A 15,433-nucleotide genomic window follows, 5' to 3' on the forward strand; every position below is an offset into this window, starting at 1 on the left:
TACGAGCCAACTCTTTGCACCCAGTAGATAGTTAACCAGTGATGCGATCGCACCTAAGCGATCGCCCGCCCCCACATACCCCAAGTACAATCCACCACAAAAAGGGGTTGGAAATGGAATAAGATAAATTCTGTAGGGTGATATAGAAAATCAGACATGCAGGGGCGCATCTTTAATATCCGAATTGAACGTTTGACTGCATTCACCATGAAGCATTACTTCAAAATTTTAATACGAAAGGCAAAGTCAGGCAACAAATATAAAACTATTGTGACTTGTACTCTTTTGGAGAACCTGCTATAAAAGCAACTGCGATGCTTATACCAGCAAGCATCGCGAGTCTTTTTCTTTGGCGCTAGCCTCTCCTTTTGGAAAAGGAGAGCAAGTGGCGTAACATCATATTCGCCTAATTAACCAAAGTTGCAATCTTAAGTTGCCGAACATCACCTTTCCAAGCTGTCTCCAATTCAGCTTTGACAAGTTGAGCGGCCTCATCTTTGCCTAGTGCTTGCAAAGTTGCCTGCAAGCCAAATAGAGAACGTCCATTATGGGGATATTTTTTTAAATCGGCACGAAAGACTTTCTCAGCTTTTTTATAGTCACCCTTAGCCAAAAGCACAGCACCCAAAGATTCCCGCGTCGGAAAATACCAGTCTGGTGGTTCCACGTAATTTAGGGCATCTTCTGCTACTACTGCTTTTTCTAGCAATTGGATGGCAGATTCATAATCATGATTTTCTCTAGCAATTTTGGCGTCTAGAACTTTTGAGGCAATGTCTAAAATATTACTGGCTGGACTGAATCCAATAGTTCTCTCGGTGGAAATTCCCTGTTTGGCAGCTAGTAATGCCCGACTTTCACTTGCTGCATCTTCAAGTTTGCCTGTGGCTGCGCTTGCCATACCGCGAGCAAAATGCCAAAGTGCTGAGGTAGTGGGCAATTTAGCTTCAGGAGCAGGAGTTTTTAAGATGGCATCCCAATCACTAAAGCGTGTTTGAATCAGCATTTTGCTGCCCAGGAATCCCTCTAGCATTGGTGCATACGGATCAATTGCAGTAGCGTTTGTAACTAATTTATCTGCGGATTTCAGAGCATCTTCATATCTTCCTGCCATGCTACTGGCCACCATGAGGAAATGTACGTTGTGGTTGTAATACATCATGGGGTAAGTGCCCTGGACTTGATATTTTTTGATGTAAATATCATCTTGAGCGATCGCCTGCTTGTTTGCCTGCATTGCCCCTTCATAATCCCCCACACGAAAATAAATATGACTTGGCATGTGTACCAAGTGTCCCGCTGCTGGCGCTAGAGTTCCAAGTCGTTTAGCGCTGACAAGGGCGCGTTCTGGAGAAGGTGAGGCTTCTACTGCATGGATATAGTAATGATTAGCTCCTGCATGATTTGGGTTACGTTTGAGAACTGATTCTAAAACAGCCACAATTTCTTCTGTATCTGGCTGTGGCTTACCATCTTTAGTCCAGTGCTGCCAAGGATGCAGATCCATCAGGCTTTCAGCGTAAAGTGTCGCCGCATCCAAATCATCAGGATAGCGCTTGACTAGGTTTCCCATTGCTTTGGCGTAGTCTACCGCTAGTTGATACAAATCAGCATCGGCATCTTGAGAGTAACGTTTTGCTAAGGCGGTAATGTAGTCTCGTTCTTGGGTGGAAGCTTGGGTAGAAAGGGCCAAAGCTTGCTGTACTGCTTGGTAAGCAGCTAATTCTCGGTTGGGATCTATTGCCGAGTTAATGTTGGGGCCCAAGGCTAAAGCAATACCCCAATATGCGATCGCTAAATGCGGATCGAGTTTGGCAGCATATTGAAAAGAACGCGCCGCCTCATCATGATTGAAAGCGTAAATCAAATTTAATCCCTGATCGAAAAACTTTTGGGCTTGGGGATTAGAAGTAGAAACTGGATGGTGGATTGTGCCAAGTCCAGATATTAAAGTATAGGGCTGTCTTGCTTGAGCGTAGACGTAAAGCGGCTTGTCGTCAGCGATCGCCACATTAGGAGCGACTAAAGAGAATATAAGCACCCAAAGTAGAAATAAGTACTTCATGATTATTTTTCTTCAAGCTCTTTTTTAATATTTAAATGCCACAGTTTCTCTAAAGAAGCAACTTGTCTGTGAAAAACAGCAGCCCGGTATTTCTTATAGATATTTAACCCTACAAACACAATCATTGGAATCAAGATAGAATATCCGATGAAAATGTTAACAGATGAATCAGTTTGCACACTAGAGTCTATATATTGGGAGTTGGGAGTTGCTTGAGTACTAAAATTTGATTGCATAAATATCTTCATAAATACTACAAGTAAGAAGCTAGCAATAAACGTGGATAATTTTTCCTGCTGTCTTTGAGCAGAAATTAGTCACAACTTTTATTAGGTAATTCAAAGTCGCTGCCGAGACTTCTCTATGCCTTCTTGCACTAGCTAAACTATTCTTCAGTTAAAATCTGAACAATTATGTTGATTTCTGCTAAATTTTATGACAAAATCCTTATTCTGCAAGCTACTGCTCCTAAGGTATTTACTGAGATTTCAACTATTTTTAGTGTCAGTTATTTCTAATATTTGCTTAAGTAGTCAAAGTTGCAGAAGTAATATACAGCAGATTGCAAGTTAATAAGTGACTATTAAGAAAGATGTGACTAATATATAACTTAATAAGCTTAGGTTAGCCCCAAAAACCTTAAACTACGTAGGTTGGGGAGCCACTGTGCCCTTACGGTTTCCCGACTTGTTCGCTTGCTTTTAGCGTTTCCTTCAGATAGCAAGTGGCGTTTGAGGAACGAAACCCAACATTGGCAGGACTTCATATTTTTTTAAATTATGAGTTATATTTTCGATATATCTCTTTTTCAAGTTCCAGTTTTTCTTCATCTATTCGGATTATCATGTCATCTTCTTCTCCATTTTTATCTGGTATGAGTTGATATAAACCAAACTCACAACACTCTGCAATTACAGATATCATACTGATAAGATTTTCATATATTCTTACTGAATCCTCAAGGCAACCAACATCCCAAAGATAAACCGGAGATGGATCGAGATCGCCAACTACATAAAGCATTCTTTTAGTCTCATACGCAGCAATAGGAAACCATTCTTGATTCCAATATACATCATCGTAGTTAGTTGCTTCCCCTATACTTTTGTAAATATAAACTGAATCTTGCAAGGAACAAAAAGAACAAATGATATCGGCTCTTAATTGCTCAGGAAACAAAAAATAGAGTGGTAGATACCCATTGTTATAACCAAGATCGGCGGTTCCATTGCGCCATTGATAAAGTTCGTATACTTCTTCCGATAATCGGAATGGTAAATCCTTTGTAATTTCGTCAATCTGCTGGCGAGTTAAACCTGGATTGTAACAATCAAAGAAATCATGATTGGTAGATTTTAACCAATTCAAAATATATTGAAGTTCATCCGTAAGTTCAGACATTGAACTCACCTCATTTAGTGACTAAAGACGAAAGTATTTTAAAGCATCTCATTTCATTTACCCGGAACTGAATACACAGCCTCACTAATATTGCACTATCAACCACCAAGCACCAAGCTGAAAGCCTCCGCACACTGTTGACATATTTATTATATCAAGTTGTGATAAGCTAAGTTGCAGCTTATCAGCATCACTATCTACCTTAAGTTATAAATTATCTTATCTTAAGACTGAAAAATACAATGGTACCTTTCTCTCTTTTGGATATTAGTTGAATTCTCAAGATGAATTTAAGCTTTAAATAACTATGTACAATGGACACAAATATTTGTCATAAAAACATCGTCAGATAGAAGAATCAAAAGTTATTTAAAAGTAATCTATAGATATTGCAGCGCTTTTCAAGCAAGCAATAAGTAATTGATTACGTAACATATTTTAGGAGCAAATAATATGAGTATCGAAGATAGAGCAAAAGCTTTTGCTAAAAACGTCGAAGGTAAGGTACAAGAAGTAATTGGCGAAGTAACTGGCGATCCTAAAGATAAAGCTGAAGGTAAAGCTAAACAAACTGAAGCCCAAGTCCGTCACACCGCTGAAAATATCAAAGATGAAGTTAAAAAGACTTTAGAATAGTACAGCGCAATCGAGGTTTTCCTCGCTGTAACAAGTTGCTCAAGTCACTAGATTTTGGCGGTAATGTGATAGGTGAAACTTTATTTAGGAAGAAGGTTTAAGTTAAATAATTATTTACTGAACCTTCTCCCTTTATTAACTCTATTTTTTACCTAAGATTTTCAAGTATTTTGACAATAGCGATCGCAAGACATTTTGTCCATCTATATACTGATTTTTAAAAGCTGCTAATTCATGATTAATATTCTATTTACCTATCTTTTAACAGACATCCCAACATTACAAGGTAACTCTACTTATTCTATTGTGCTGACAGCACTATTAGGATTAGGCTTTATCGCTGCTGTGACTATAGGATCAATTGCTTGGTACAATTCTAAACGTCCTGTAGGTTGGGAAGATAAAGAACGTCCTGATATTGTTCCAGAAATCGATCGGTAATAATTTTTTGTCTGCCTACTTTTAGTTTTCGTCAGCTAAAGGTAGACGGATAGTAAATGTACTACCATTACCTGGTTCAGATGTCACATCGATTGTGCCTTGATGTGCTTCGATAATACAGCGAGAAAGATATAGTCCCAAGCCACTACCAGAACGTTGGTGTTTTCCTTGACGAAATCGCTCAAATAATATTGCCTGATCTGGTTTAGAAATTCCTGGCCCTGTATCTTGGATTTCAATATTCACAGCTACCGGAGTCAGATAACAGTGAATATTTACAGAACCTTTGTCTGTAAATTTGATAGCATTGCCGATAAGATTTGTCAAAACTCGCCGCAGTTCTAAGCGATCGCCCATAATAGTGCTTGCAGTTTCACCTCGATCGATGTTTACAGCTAATCCTTTTTCTTCAGCTAAAGGAGTTAATTCTTGGGAAACTTCACTAACTAATTCCTGAATATTGCAGGGAGAAATTTTTAAGGTTTTACAGCCCGCTTCATGACGATAAACTTCTAACAAGGTATTTACCATTTCCAGCAGGTCTTGATTACTGCCAATCATGGTATTAATTATTTCTTGCAATTGTGGCGAAACATCGCAAAACCTGCCTTCCAGCAATAATTTTAATACGCGGTTGGAGGCTACTAAGGGTATACGTAAATCGTGAGTAAAACGCGAGACAAAATCTGCCCGGAGGTTCGCCATCTGATCTCGTTCGTCGATACTATGCTTGAGGCGCAGGAGCGATCGCACCCTTGCATGTAGTTCATCAGGATCGAATGGTTTGCGAATGAAGTCATCCGCACCAGCGTCTAGTCCTTCAACAACGCTAGACTCATAGTGAGCCGTGAGCAGCAGAATCGGGATAAATGGCAACGCCTGATTCTGTCGGATGCGTCGAGTAAATTCATAGCCATCTAGCTCCGGCATCATCACATCTAAGAGAATTATGTCTGGCGGTGACTCTTCAACCATAGCCAGAGCAATCTTACTATCTTCTACCAAGCTAATTTCATAGTCCTCATCTTCTAGGACTGCTTCTAAGACCAGTAGATTGTCAAAAATATCATCGACAACGAGAATTTTATCTTTTTTGACAGTTTTAGGTAAAGACATGGCTAAAAAAAAAGAAGTGCTTGGCTATCCCTAGCAAATCTAGTAATAGCTTACTTCACCAGCGCTGAGATTATTAAGGATTAACATTTTCTTTTAGAGTTTCCTGAGTTAAATACCTGTATTCTACGTAATTAAACTTACTTTTTTCTTTATTTAATGTATCATTTGTTTAATAACTTACTTTTGTCATAAGTATATTAGCTGCCTGAATTATCCAATTAATATGAGTGCCTGGGTGCTAGAGTGAGTTATTTTAGTCCCTTTTCTGTGCATAATACCGCTCAAAGCAAGGATAACTACTTAATAATCACCTACTTTTGCTTGCTACCAGATTTTTCATGAAAAATTGTATAGCATAAAACATTGAGCGTTAGGTTAATGTATAAAAATATTTTTTGATTGAATTATATTGTCATATCGAAACTCTTGCCTTAGAAAAGCTTACGAGATAAGGTTATCTATGTCTAATGGTAGATGAAGTTCAGGGAATAATACCAAACGCATTGCTTTTTGTATAAGATCCCGAATAGAAGAACGAGATTATTTTAATCTGTACTTTAGATAAATAACAGTAAAGTTAAGCAACTATGAGTGAAATCAAGATCCTTGTGATTGAAGATCACAACCTGACAAGAATCGGCTTGCGGTCTGCCTTACAAACTCAGCCAGAGTTTAACATTGTTGGTGAAGCAGCCAATGCAGCCGACGGCATCAAGCTTCTGAAAACTCTCAAGCCGGATGTTGCTACTATTGACATTGGTTTGCCTGACATGGATGGTATTGAGCTAACACGCACATTTAGGCAATATCAGGCAGAGAATGAGGACTATACAACAAAGCTGCTAATTTTAACGATGCAAAATAGCGAACAAGCAGTTTTAGCAGCATTTGCAGCAGGTGCAGATTCTTATTGTATGAAGGATATAGAAACTGAGAAACTAGTAGAGGCTGTGCAAACGACTTATGCAGGTAGCTCATGGATCGATCCTGCGATCGCAGACCTTGTACTACAACAAATACGTCAAGATTTCCCCGATGGCAACAGAGGCGCATCTGGAAAAAGAGTCCTGATTGAAGGTATTGACGCAGATACTGAGAAAAGTATAGTCAGCTATCCTTTAACTCACAGAGAAATGGATGTTTTAGAGTTGATTGTCGCTGGCTGTGACAATGCAGAAATTGCTAAAAGGCTCTATTTAACAGTCGGTACTGTCAAAACTCATGTTCGAGGTATTCTCAATAAACTCTGTGTCGCTGACAGGACACAAGCTGCTGTCCGTGCTTTGCGGGCGGGATTAGTACCGTGAGCAAGTAAATAACCATCATCAACTGCGTATACAAGAACACTTAACAAATAAAAATATTTCTTTCCCAGTCTCCAGTCAATTTTTTTTCGGTCAAAGGAGTTAACTGGGACAAAGATTTATGAAGAAATTGTTACAAAGTTTAGTAGAATGACATAATTAACTAAATAAGTATTTTTCTATACATACATGATAGCGGATCAATTTCCCTGGCTTACCGCGATTGTCTTACTGCCACTTGTTGCTTCCCTGCTTATCCCTGTGTTGCCTGATAAAGATGGTAAGCGCGTGCGGTGGTATGCACTGGGTGTAGGTATTGCAGATTTTGCCTTGATGTGCTATGCGTTTTGGAAGCATTACGATGCCAGCAGTGCTAGTTTTCAAATGGTGGAAAATTATGCCTGGATACCTCAGTTAGGTTTTAACTGGGCGGTATCAGTCGATGGGCTTTCAGCGCCACTTGTGCTTTTAGCCGGATTTGTCACCACACTCTCGATATTTTCGGCTTGGCAAGTCGACCACCGACCTCGCCTCTTCTATTTTTTAATGCTGGTGCTTTATTCTGCACAGGTAGGGGTGTTTGTTGCCAAAGACTTGCTGCTATTTTTCATTATGTGGGAAGTAGAACTGATTCCTGTCTATCTACTAGTCTGCATTTGGGGTGGGCAAAGGCGTCGTTATGCGGCTACGAAATTTTTGTTGTATACCGCAGCAGCTTCTATATTTATTTTAGTGGCAGCCCTAGCAATGGGGCTATATGGCGGCGGTAATATGACATTTGACATCACCGCCCTCGCCAGCAAGGAATATCCCCTTGGTTTACAACTATTACTTTATGCAGGATTGTTGATTGCATTTGGTGTCAAGCTTGCTGTTTTCCCCATGCATACTTGGTTGCCTGATGCCCACGGCGAAGCATCTTCTCCTGTATCGATGATATTAGCTGGTGTCTTACTGAAGATGGGCGGATATGGACTAATTCGCCTGAATCTTGAGTTGCTTCCCGATGCACACATTTATTTTGCGCCGGTTCTAGCCATTCTCGGTGTTGTCAACATTATCTATGGTGCATTGAACTCCTTTGGTCAGACCAATATGAAGCGGCGTTTGGCTTATTCGTCGATTTCTCACATGGGGTTTGTATTGCTTGGCATTGCCTCCTTCACTGATTTGGGAATCAACGGCGCGATGTTGCAGATGATCTCGCATGGTTTGATTGCATCGGTGCTGTTCTTCTTAGCAGGTGTTACTTACGATCGCACCCACACAATGGTCATGAAAGATATGGGCGGTATTGGTCAAGCCATGCCCAAAGTCTTTGCCCTGTTTACAATTGGGGCGATGGCATCCTTGGCACTTCCCGGAATGAGCGGCTTTGCTGGCGAACTCTCGGTATTTGTTGGGATGACAAGTAGTGACGTTTACAGTTCAACTTTCTGCACCGTAACAGTTTTTCTCGCCGCAGTTGGAGTCATCCTCACACCGATTTATCTACTTTCCATGCTGCGAGAGGTATTTTATGGTCAGGGTGCAGCACTCATCTGCGACATTAATAATGCAGGTTTGGAAAATCAAGAAGATGAGGGAACAGTTTGTTTTGGTACAGACTGTCTCGTGCCAGAAGATGCAGTCTATGAGGATGCTAGACCCCGTGAGGTATTTATCGCCGCCTGTTTTCTGCTGATGATTATTGGTATTGGTTTCTATCCGAAGATGGCGATGCAGATGTACGATGTGAAGACCGTTGCAGTCAATGCTAATCTTCGCCAGTCTTATGCCATAGTCTCGCAAAGCAATCCCCAGATTTATGCTAAGGGATTCTTGGTTCCGCAAATTTCCGAGGTTGAGGTAGCGCCCGTTTTGGGAACTTTGAAGTAAGCTTTTTGACCAATAGACTTGTTAAAAAGAGCGATCGCTAGGTATCTTTCTAAGAAATAACAGAGTATTGATAGTCTATCCACAGTGATAGGCTATCAATCTCAAATCATTCTCAGGATGCCCAAGATGTTTTTTCTGGAAAAGCTCCTTTTTTCCAATTTTGCCAAACCTTTACTGCTGCTCGTTGAAAAAATGCCTGCGAGTTCTGCTCTGGGATTTCTTGAAGTTCCTTAATTTCTCCACTTAATTTATTTATCCATAAAGAGCCGAGACGATCTTCATGTGCGCCAAAGTGGTAAGTAACGCTGGTTTCATCCTCCTTTTCTTTTAGAATCAATACATAAAAAGCCATAACAGATTAATATAGTCTTTCAAAGTTGGATACTTTAGTTTTAACTCATTTGAGTTATGCTCATGTTACTGAGGGACTCCACAAACAGCTAGAGGGTTTAGTAACGTCACGATCTGTACGGTAGTTAGTATGGAAAATGCCTTCAAACCTCGATTTAAAGTATTCATGTTCCAGCAGTCTCAAATCTTCAAGGGTATGCAAACTACCACAACAGATAATTAAATCGCTAATAAACAAATCAACCCTTTACATGGGATGCTAGTTGATGATTACTGAGTTTTGCCAATGTCTGTTGTTTCTACCATAACTGTTACTGTTCCCGCCACAACTGCGAATTTGGGGCCTGGTTTTGATTGCATCGGTGCAGCTTTAAAGTTGTACAACGAGTTCAAGTTCACTCGCCTAGAAGAAGGTGGGCTAACTATTCATGTCACTGGTATAGAAGCTGAACGAGTTCAAACTGATGAGAGCAATCTCCTTTACCAAGCATTTGTCAAGTTCTATCAACATATAGAGCAGACACCGCCAACTGTGAAAATAGAGATTAAGTTAGGTGTCCCGTTGGCGCGCGGTTTGGGTAGTTCGGCGACAGCAATTGTTGGTGGATTAGTTGCGGCTAATCAATTAGAAGGTGCAACTCTTTCTCAGTCGCAGGTAATGGAGTTAGCGATCGCAATGGAAGGACATCCTGATAATGTAGTTCCAGCTTTGTTGGGAGGATGTCGTCTCGCTGCTACCAGTGGCGCAGGTTGGGAAATTTGTGATGTCCCCTGGCATAAAGATGTTGTACCAGTTGTGGCTATTCCTAATTTTGAACTTTCTACTTCCGAGGCGCGGGGCGTTCTACCAACTGAGGTGAGTCGTGCGGATGCGATTTTCAATACAGCCCATTTGGGATTATTGTTGCGCGGCTTAGAAACTGGTAACGGACAATGGTTAAAGACAGCTTTGCAAGATAAATTGCATCAGCCCTATCGTAAAGCTTTGATTCCTGGTTATGATGCTCTCAACATCGCAGCTGTTAGTGCTGGTGCTTATGGTATGGTGATTAGTGGTGCGGGGCCGACACTGTTAGCTTTGGCGGATCAGTTACACTCAAAGGCTGTGGAGGCGGCGATGTTAGCTGCTTGGCAAGAAGAAGGAATTACAGCCGAGGTGCGATCGCTTTCTCTCGATACTCAAGGCGCAAAAAGCTTTTAATATTTTACTCAGCATTTAAAACTCGATTTATGGAGCAAACTCAGGCTGAAATAGCGGCACTTAAATCTGAAATTCAGATTCTTTTAGAAGAACGCGCTGCACTAACTATAAAAAATAATGTCATCTCTGGCGAGAATGATTCACCCCAGGCGATGGTGGAAGCTTACCGCCGTCAAGCCAGAGAAAATGCCCAATTATCGGTTGAACTCCAAGGCATAGATGCAGCAATCGCCGCCTTGGAAGGCCAGATCAAACAAAAACAAGGTAAGTTAGTGCGTTGGCAAGGTGAATCCAAACAACTTATCCAACAGCAGCAGCTAGAGGAAGCGAAAGAAGTGGCTCAGGTTCATGCTGAACGCATTAATCAACTAGCAAGTGAACTGGCCGCAGAAGTCCGTTTTCTTAAGGCTTGTGCCAATCAACTGAGTCCAATGTATTGGCAGATTTATTATAAACCCTTTATTACTGGCTTTAAGACAATCTCTGTTCCCTATGTCCGCTCTGATGGGGAAGTGTGGACAATTGTCAACCGGATTGTTTAATACTTTAGCCTTTGCAATTGTATGCAATATATTGACTTCTTCTCTACAAGGCTATCCATTACCCGAATCTTTCTCAACAAAAATATAACTTACTTAAAACAAGAGCAAAAGCATTGATAGTTATCCACTCAAAATCTCCAGTTTGTGGTTAGCGATCGCCTAGAAAATTTTCGTCATTTATATTCTTCTGCTTTTGTCAAATATCCATATATCCACTTGTTCTACAATCCTGTTCCTGACTTATTTACAGCAATCTTAAGAAAAATGTGGCTAAAGCATAGCAACTTTGAGAAAGGGATTTAGGCTCAGAACCCAAAGATATTTCTTCCAAAAGGGATGCTCCCTGATGCTCAAAGAGCAATGCTGGCTTTCCTCACAAGTTCCTCAAATTGTTTTGCTATAAATATAAATATAAGGCGAAAACCTTTAAGAGATTTAAAATTCAAAAGTCGCTAAACATAGTTGAGGGTTTAGTCATTTTTGACAATCCAGCATCTGGAAACCCGAAACCGTAAAGACCAATTACCAATGAAATCGGAGGTCTATATGATGTTTAAAAAGATTCTAGTTGCATTAGATCGCTCGGAAATAGGGCAACAGGTTTTTGAGGAAGCATTGGATTTAGCAAAGTTAACACAAGCTAGCTTAATGTTACTTCATGTCCTATCTTCGGAAGAAGAGGGTAGTCCTTATGTACCTATGCTGTCTAATATGGACTACTATCCAGGATTGACCAGTCAAAGCTTTGAGTTATACCAAAAACAGTGGGATACCTTTAAAAATCTAGGAATCCAGATGTTGCAATCTTTCTGTGCCCAAGCAAACACAGCAGGTGTGACTACGGAATTTACACAAAATGTTGGTAATCCTGGTCGCATTATTTGTGATTTAGCCCATAGTTGTGACGCTGACCTAATTGTTATGGGGCGTCGGGGTCATTCTCGGCTGATGGAACTATTTCTCGGTAGTGTGAGTAACTATGTTCTTCACCATGCTCCTTGTTCAGTGCATGTTGTGCATCTTTCAGTTACTCCTAAAATAGATGAAGTTGTCAAAGAAACTACAAGCGCTTTCAGCGTTAACTAACTACTAAGCTATTCCACATTTAACTTGCATAATTAGGGTGGGCAAAACTTCGGCGCGATCGCTACTTCTGTGCAAGAGGCTGCGCTAACAATAACGCCCAGTAGGCTGCCTACCCCATAAAAGTTAGTTATCTCAATCAATGCTTTCTGTAAATTGAATCTCCAACAACCGATCCCTAACTACACTGTATCGGGCTAAAATTGAGCGTGGACGTAGCTCGCCGTAGATTTTAGTAAAAAATAAAAAGTCAGCTACCCAAAATTAGAGTTGAGAGCGAAAAGTGGATCTATGGAAGAAGATACTATCGAGATCGCTGGTTTTCATGCTCATGTTTACTTCGATCCTGCGAGTCGGGATGCAGCTGCGCGTGTACGTGAAGGATTAGGCGCTAGGTTTGAGGTGCAACTCGGACGCTGGTTTGACAAGCCCATCGGGCCCCATCCAAAAGCGATGTATCAAGTTGCTTTCTTACCGAATCAGTTTGAGAAAGTCGTTCCTTGGTTAATGCTCAATCGTGAGGGACTGGATATTCTCGTTCACCCTGAGACAGGGGATGCTGTGGCAGACCACGCAGTTCATTCCCTATGGTTAGGAGAAAAGCTAGATTTAAATATTGAGTTTCTTCAACAGCTTAGTCCGACTTTATCTAATTAAGGAAAGTAAACGACGTTGTTGGGTAAAAGTTTTGCTTTGAGGAGTGAAACTTTTTCTATTGTGACTAATTTTGGTGAAATTGAAAAAGTCCAATTTCTTAATCAATAAAGGTTTCAGCCTATGTATAGGCGCTTTTAGCGGTTTGCTGTAAGTATTCGCAAGAAAGGAAAAATGGATAAAGTCGAGGATCAAACCTGACTAAAGCTTAAGTTGCAGTACAGATAATCGTAGGGGCATAACATGTTTTGCCCCTAACCGTGTCTTCATTTACTTGAAATACGCTGTAAGTTTAGCGAAAAATTGCTCTATTTTGCCCTCTTCAACTGGAGCAATTTTCTAACAGAGCGGCGAATTCGGTGCAGAATCCGGGGTTTGACTTTTTGCTCTAGTGCTGGAGTGACGATCCGGCTTTGCAGATTGCGATCGAGAAATTGTTGGCGAAGTTTCCGCAGTGGGGTATCGCTTGTGTGTATGGGGTGCTGGTGAAGTGGGATAAGTAGCGTTCGTGTTTGTAAAGGTTTGTAAAATTTTTAAGTTTTTGCGAAAAATTTGAGTTTGAGAATGAAATTTTATTAGGTTAATTGCTAAATAATAAAAAATTTGTAACCTGATTGATGCTTGACTAGTCTTTAATAACATTTTTACTCTTGTGACTGGTAACAATATTTCTAATATTGATGGCTTAATTCGTACTAATGACACAGCTAACGTGTTTTTTGTAAATCCCAATGACATCGTTTTTGGTTCTAATGGCAGTTTTGTCGGTGGTTCATTTGTAGCAACCACTGCCTTCAATAAACTACTTGTATAAAGAAAATACTCAACAAAACAATGATGACTGGCTTTACCCAACTCAAACCCCAGTTCGTAACTCATTTAGGATTGCTATATCAAAAGTTTTATTTAATTTATTTGACTTGTGTGAATATTAATCAGCCGCTTCAGTACATTCTCAAACTATGCCTTCTGGCAACAATTATTAATAGTCTAGCTGTCAATGTTGTTGCTGCTGAAGTACAAACTTTTGGACAAGCTGGTAGAAATGGTGTAGATGGTCGGTCTGGACGAGATGGGAACTCTGCATTAGATCAAATAATTCGCGCTAGCGAACAACTACAACCGATTGACCTCTCCGGTACAGATGGCGAAGCGGGAGAATCTGCTATTTCTGGTGAACAAGCTTCTGGATGCCAACAGCCCCAGAATGTGACAGTGAATGTATGCGGTGCTAAAGGCGGCAATGGCGGTAATGGTGGTCATGGCGGTCATGGTGGTCATGGCGGTAATGCTACTGTTTACTTTGAGTCATTATCTCAACTCAAGAATGTGGTGTTACGTAATCGGGGCGGGAGGGCAGGTGTTGGAGGAAAGGGCGGACAAGCAGGTAGTGGATGTAACTGTACTCAACCGCGCTGGAGTGTAAACTACTGTACTTGGGCATTGATGGCGCAACAAATCAATGTAGCTAACGCCGAGTGGAAAGAAATTAAAAGAGAATTATTTCGCTGTTCGGGTGATGCGTTCTATGACGAACAACAATATCAGCCCCAGCAGCTTCTAAATTTAGATCCAAACTACCGTTATGGCTGGAAATATATTGGTCTATCACAGCAGAGAGATTTTACTTGTGAGAATGGCCTCGTTGGTCAACCGGGACGCAACGGTAGAGATGGGGAACCTGGTAGTTACGGTCAAGTATTGTTAGTCAAGGGTACAGAAATTCCTCAAGAACAAATTAGTTATGGCAATCGCGTTAGCCTGTTAGTCGATCGAAGCATTGGGCTGATCAAGAAAAATTTGTCGAAAAAAACGGGACTACGGAGTCTACTTGGTACTGGTTCGGATGTCCGAGATAGTTATCGTTTATTAGAAACCGTCCAAAATTCTTTTAAAGTGTCTTGGCAAACTGTTAAACGCCCACAAGATTTAGGAGATCCTTTGCTAAAAGCTGAAATTACTGAATCGGGGAAATTGCAATTTTATATTCCAGGCACATTGGAATATAAACTCAATAATTCGCAAAACCAAACCGAAATTGCGATTACTGGAGGTATTCACCCTAAACGTTTAGGACGTTTTAAATTTAAAGGATTTGATCGCTTCCCCGATCCCCGCAATTTTACTCTTTTAGATGAAGGTAAGCTTCTGGGCGAGTTAAAAACGGTTACATTGACAATTATTTTGTCTCAGAACAACTCCAAAGTCAGCGAGATGTCTTACCCACTTGTTCCACATCGACCCTATCCTCACTGGGCCGATGCTTATCAAATCAATTTGGGCGATCGCTTTGATTCTTGGCTTCAACCAGGGCAAGCTGTTGAGTATGAAATTCGCATTGAACAAACTACCCGTTCCGGAGTTACCTATACATCTGGAATGAAAATTGGTTTCGTTGTAGATAAAGTTACTCATTCTCCCGATATTCAATACTACTCAGGAACGACACTAACAAATCTCTTAAGGCTTATAAATAAGTAGGCAGGAAAAGTTTCGGAAGTCAATATTTTAACAAAGAGATTTTAAATTTGGTTGACAAATTGCTGCTACTGTACCTCATAAACTCCGAATCTGCTGTAATATTATTTTATTATTTCAGCCTGCACATTCCCCCGAGTTAAATCCAATTGAGCAGGTTTGGCAATATATTAAGCGGTGACTTCGTTGGTTATTACCAAAAAACCTCGATGAATTACGTGCTGCTCTCTATGCTGAAGTTGGGAAATTAAGCAGACCAATTATTGCATCTATTGCTCGAAGG

The 15,433-nt window shown here is 40.6% G+C and carries 16 protein-coding genes; 11 read left to right on the top strand and 5 right to left on the bottom strand.

Going from position 1 to position 15,433, the window contains the following annotated elements:
* Positions 1-406 precede the first annotated feature (406 nt).
* The 3 genes from V7K53_RS00690 to V7K53_RS00700 form a co-directional block, all read right to left on the bottom strand.
* Positions 407-2,065 (bottom strand): tetratricopeptide repeat protein, encoded by a 1,659-nt coding sequence (locus V7K53_RS00690; protein WP_335195788.1) that lies wholly within the window; start codon positions 2,063-2,065, stop codon positions 407-409.
* A 2-nt stretch (positions 2,066-2,067) separates the two neighbouring features.
* Positions 2,068-2,301, bottom strand: a complete 234-nt coding sequence (locus V7K53_RS00695) for a hypothetical protein (RefSeq protein ID WP_335195789.1) — start codon at positions 2,299-2,301, stop codon at positions 2,068-2,070.
* Positions 2,302-2,842: 541 nt separating this feature from the next.
* On the bottom strand, positions 2,843-3,466 hold the full coding sequence (locus tag V7K53_RS00700) for an SMI1/KNR4 family protein (RefSeq protein WP_335195790.1): 624 nt from the start codon (positions 3,464-3,466) through the stop codon (positions 2,843-2,845).
* Between the two features lie 453 nt (positions 3,467-3,919).
* On the opposite strand from V7K53_RS00700, the gene V7K53_RS00705 reads away from it, so the two are divergent.
* A complete protein-coding gene (locus tag V7K53_RS00705) occupies positions 3,920-4,102 on the top strand; it encodes a CsbD family protein (protein ID WP_335195791.1) in 183 nt (60 codons plus the stop codon).
* Between the two features lie 234 nt (positions 4,103-4,336).
* Positions 4,337-4,543 carry a photosystem II assembly protein Psb35 gene (psb35, locus tag V7K53_RS00710; RefSeq protein ID WP_335195792.1) on the top strand — a complete coding sequence of 69 codons (207 nt, stop codon included), beginning with the start codon at positions 4,337-4,339 and terminating at the stop codon, positions 4,541-4,543.
* Between the two features lie 21 nt (positions 4,544-4,564).
* On the opposite strand, the gene V7K53_RS00715 is transcribed toward psb35, so the two are convergent.
* Positions 4,565-5,659, bottom strand: a complete 1,095-nt coding sequence (locus V7K53_RS00715; RefSeq protein WP_335195793.1) for a hybrid sensor histidine kinase/response regulator — start codon at positions 5,657-5,659, stop codon at positions 4,565-4,567.
* A gap of 587 nt (positions 5,660-6,246) precedes the next feature.
* Between V7K53_RS00715 and V7K53_RS00720 the strand changes: the two genes are divergently transcribed.
* Positions 6,247-6,966 carry a response regulator transcription factor gene (locus tag V7K53_RS00720; RefSeq protein ID WP_335055433.1) on the top strand — a complete coding sequence of 240 codons (720 nt, stop codon included), beginning with the start codon at positions 6,247-6,249 and terminating at the stop codon, positions 6,964-6,966.
* Positions 6,967-7,152: 186 nt separating this feature from the next.
* Positions 7,153-8,841, top strand: a complete 1,689-nt coding sequence (locus V7K53_RS00725; protein ID WP_335195794.1) for an NAD(P)H-quinone oxidoreductase subunit 4 — start codon at positions 7,153-7,155, stop codon at positions 8,839-8,841.
* A gap of 112 nt (positions 8,842-8,953) precedes the next feature.
* Here the strand turns inward: V7K53_RS00725 and V7K53_RS00730 are convergent, their stop codons facing one another.
* On the bottom strand, positions 8,954-9,193 hold the full coding sequence (locus tag V7K53_RS00730) for a hypothetical protein (RefSeq protein ID WP_335195795.1): 240 nt from the start codon (positions 9,191-9,193) through the stop codon (positions 8,954-8,956).
* A 285-nt stretch (positions 9,194-9,478) separates the two neighbouring features.
* Between V7K53_RS00730 and thrB the strand changes: the two genes are divergently transcribed.
* From thrB to V7K53_RS33960, 7 genes are all read left to right on the top strand, one after another.
* Entirely contained in the window at positions 9,479-10,393 is a 915-nt protein-coding gene (gene thrB, locus V7K53_RS00735; RefSeq protein ID WP_335195796.1) for a homoserine kinase, read from the top strand.
* Between the two features lie 29 nt (positions 10,394-10,422).
* Complete coding sequence (locus tag V7K53_RS00740; protein WP_335195797.1) at positions 10,423-10,935, top strand: hypothetical protein; 513 nt, start codon at positions 10,423-10,425, stop codon at positions 10,933-10,935.
* Positions 10,936-11,484: 549 nt separating this feature from the next.
* Positions 11,485-12,021, top strand: a complete 537-nt coding sequence (locus tag V7K53_RS00745) for a universal stress protein (protein WP_335195827.1) — start codon at positions 11,485-11,487, stop codon at positions 12,019-12,021.
* Positions 12,022-12,309: 288 nt separating this feature from the next.
* Positions 12,310-12,675, top strand: a complete 366-nt coding sequence (locus tag V7K53_RS00750; RefSeq protein ID WP_335195798.1) for a DOPA 4,5-dioxygenase family protein — start codon at positions 12,310-12,312, stop codon at positions 12,673-12,675.
* A gap of 637 nt (positions 12,676-13,312) precedes the next feature.
* On the top strand, positions 13,313-13,486 hold the full coding sequence (locus V7K53_RS00755; protein WP_442940457.1) for a two-partner secretion domain-containing protein: 174 nt from the start codon (positions 13,313-13,315) through the stop codon (positions 13,484-13,486).
* Positions 13,487-13,506: 20 nt separating this feature from the next.
* Positions 13,507-15,153: a hypothetical protein gene (locus V7K53_RS00760; RefSeq protein ID WP_335195800.1), complete on the top strand. Its 1,647-nt coding sequence runs from the start codon at positions 13,507-13,509 to the stop codon at positions 15,151-15,153.
* A 103-nt stretch (positions 15,154-15,256) separates the two neighbouring features.
* Complete coding sequence (locus tag V7K53_RS33960; RefSeq protein ID WP_442940458.1) at positions 15,257-15,331, top strand: transposase; 75 nt, start codon at positions 15,257-15,259, stop codon at positions 15,329-15,331.
* The last annotated feature ends 102 nt before the right edge of the window (positions 15,332-15,433 follow it).

Source organism: Nostoc sp., assembly GCF_036917355.1.
Lineage (GTDB): Bacteria > Cyanobacteriota > Cyanobacteriia > Cyanobacteriales > Nostocaceae > Nostoc.

Bases quoted from the DNA above. Each gene is read 5' to 3' on its own strand.
- V7K53_RS00690 (WP_335195788.1), bottom strand. From the start codon at position 2,065: ATGAAGTACTTATTTCTACTTTGGGTGCTTATATTCTCTTTAGTCGCT.
- V7K53_RS00695 (WP_335195789.1), bottom strand. From the start codon at position 2,301: ATGCAATCAAATTTTAGTACTCAAGCAACTCCCAACTCCCAATATATA.
- V7K53_RS00700 (WP_335195790.1), bottom strand. From the start codon at position 3,466: ATGTCTGAACTTACGGATGAACTTCAATATATTTTGAATTGGTTAAAA.
- V7K53_RS00705 (WP_335195791.1), top strand. From the start codon at position 3,920: ATGAGTATCGAAGATAGAGCAAAAGCTTTTGCTAAAAACGTCGAAGGT.
- psb35 (WP_335195792.1), top strand. From the start codon at position 4,337: ATGATTAATATTCTATTTACCTATCTTTTAACAGACATCCCAACATTA.
- V7K53_RS00715 (WP_335195793.1), bottom strand. From the start codon at position 5,659: ATGTCTTTACCTAAAACTGTCAAAAAAGATAAAATTCTCGTTGTCGAT.
- V7K53_RS00720 (WP_335055433.1), top strand. From the start codon at position 6,247: ATGAGTGAAATCAAGATCCTTGTGATTGAAGATCACAACCTGACAAGA.
- V7K53_RS00725 (WP_335195794.1), top strand. From the start codon at position 7,153: ATGATAGCGGATCAATTTCCCTGGCTTACCGCGATTGTCTTACTGCCA.
- V7K53_RS00730 (WP_335195795.1), bottom strand. From the start codon at position 9,193: ATGGCTTTTTATGTATTGATTCTAAAAGAAAAGGAGGATGAAACCAGC.
- thrB (WP_335195796.1), top strand. From the start codon at position 9,479: ATGTCTGTTGTTTCTACCATAACTGTTACTGTTCCCGCCACAACTGCG.
- V7K53_RS00740 (WP_335195797.1), top strand. From the start codon at position 10,423: ATGGAGCAAACTCAGGCTGAAATAGCGGCACTTAAATCTGAAATTCAG.
- V7K53_RS00745 (WP_335195827.1), top strand. From the start codon at position 11,485: ATGTTTAAAAAGATTCTAGTTGCATTAGATCGCTCGGAAATAGGGCAA.
- V7K53_RS00750 (WP_335195798.1), top strand. From the start codon at position 12,310: ATGGAAGAAGATACTATCGAGATCGCTGGTTTTCATGCTCATGTTTAC.
- V7K53_RS00760 (WP_335195800.1), top strand. From the start codon at position 13,507: ATGATGACTGGCTTTACCCAACTCAAACCCCAGTTCGTAACTCATTTA.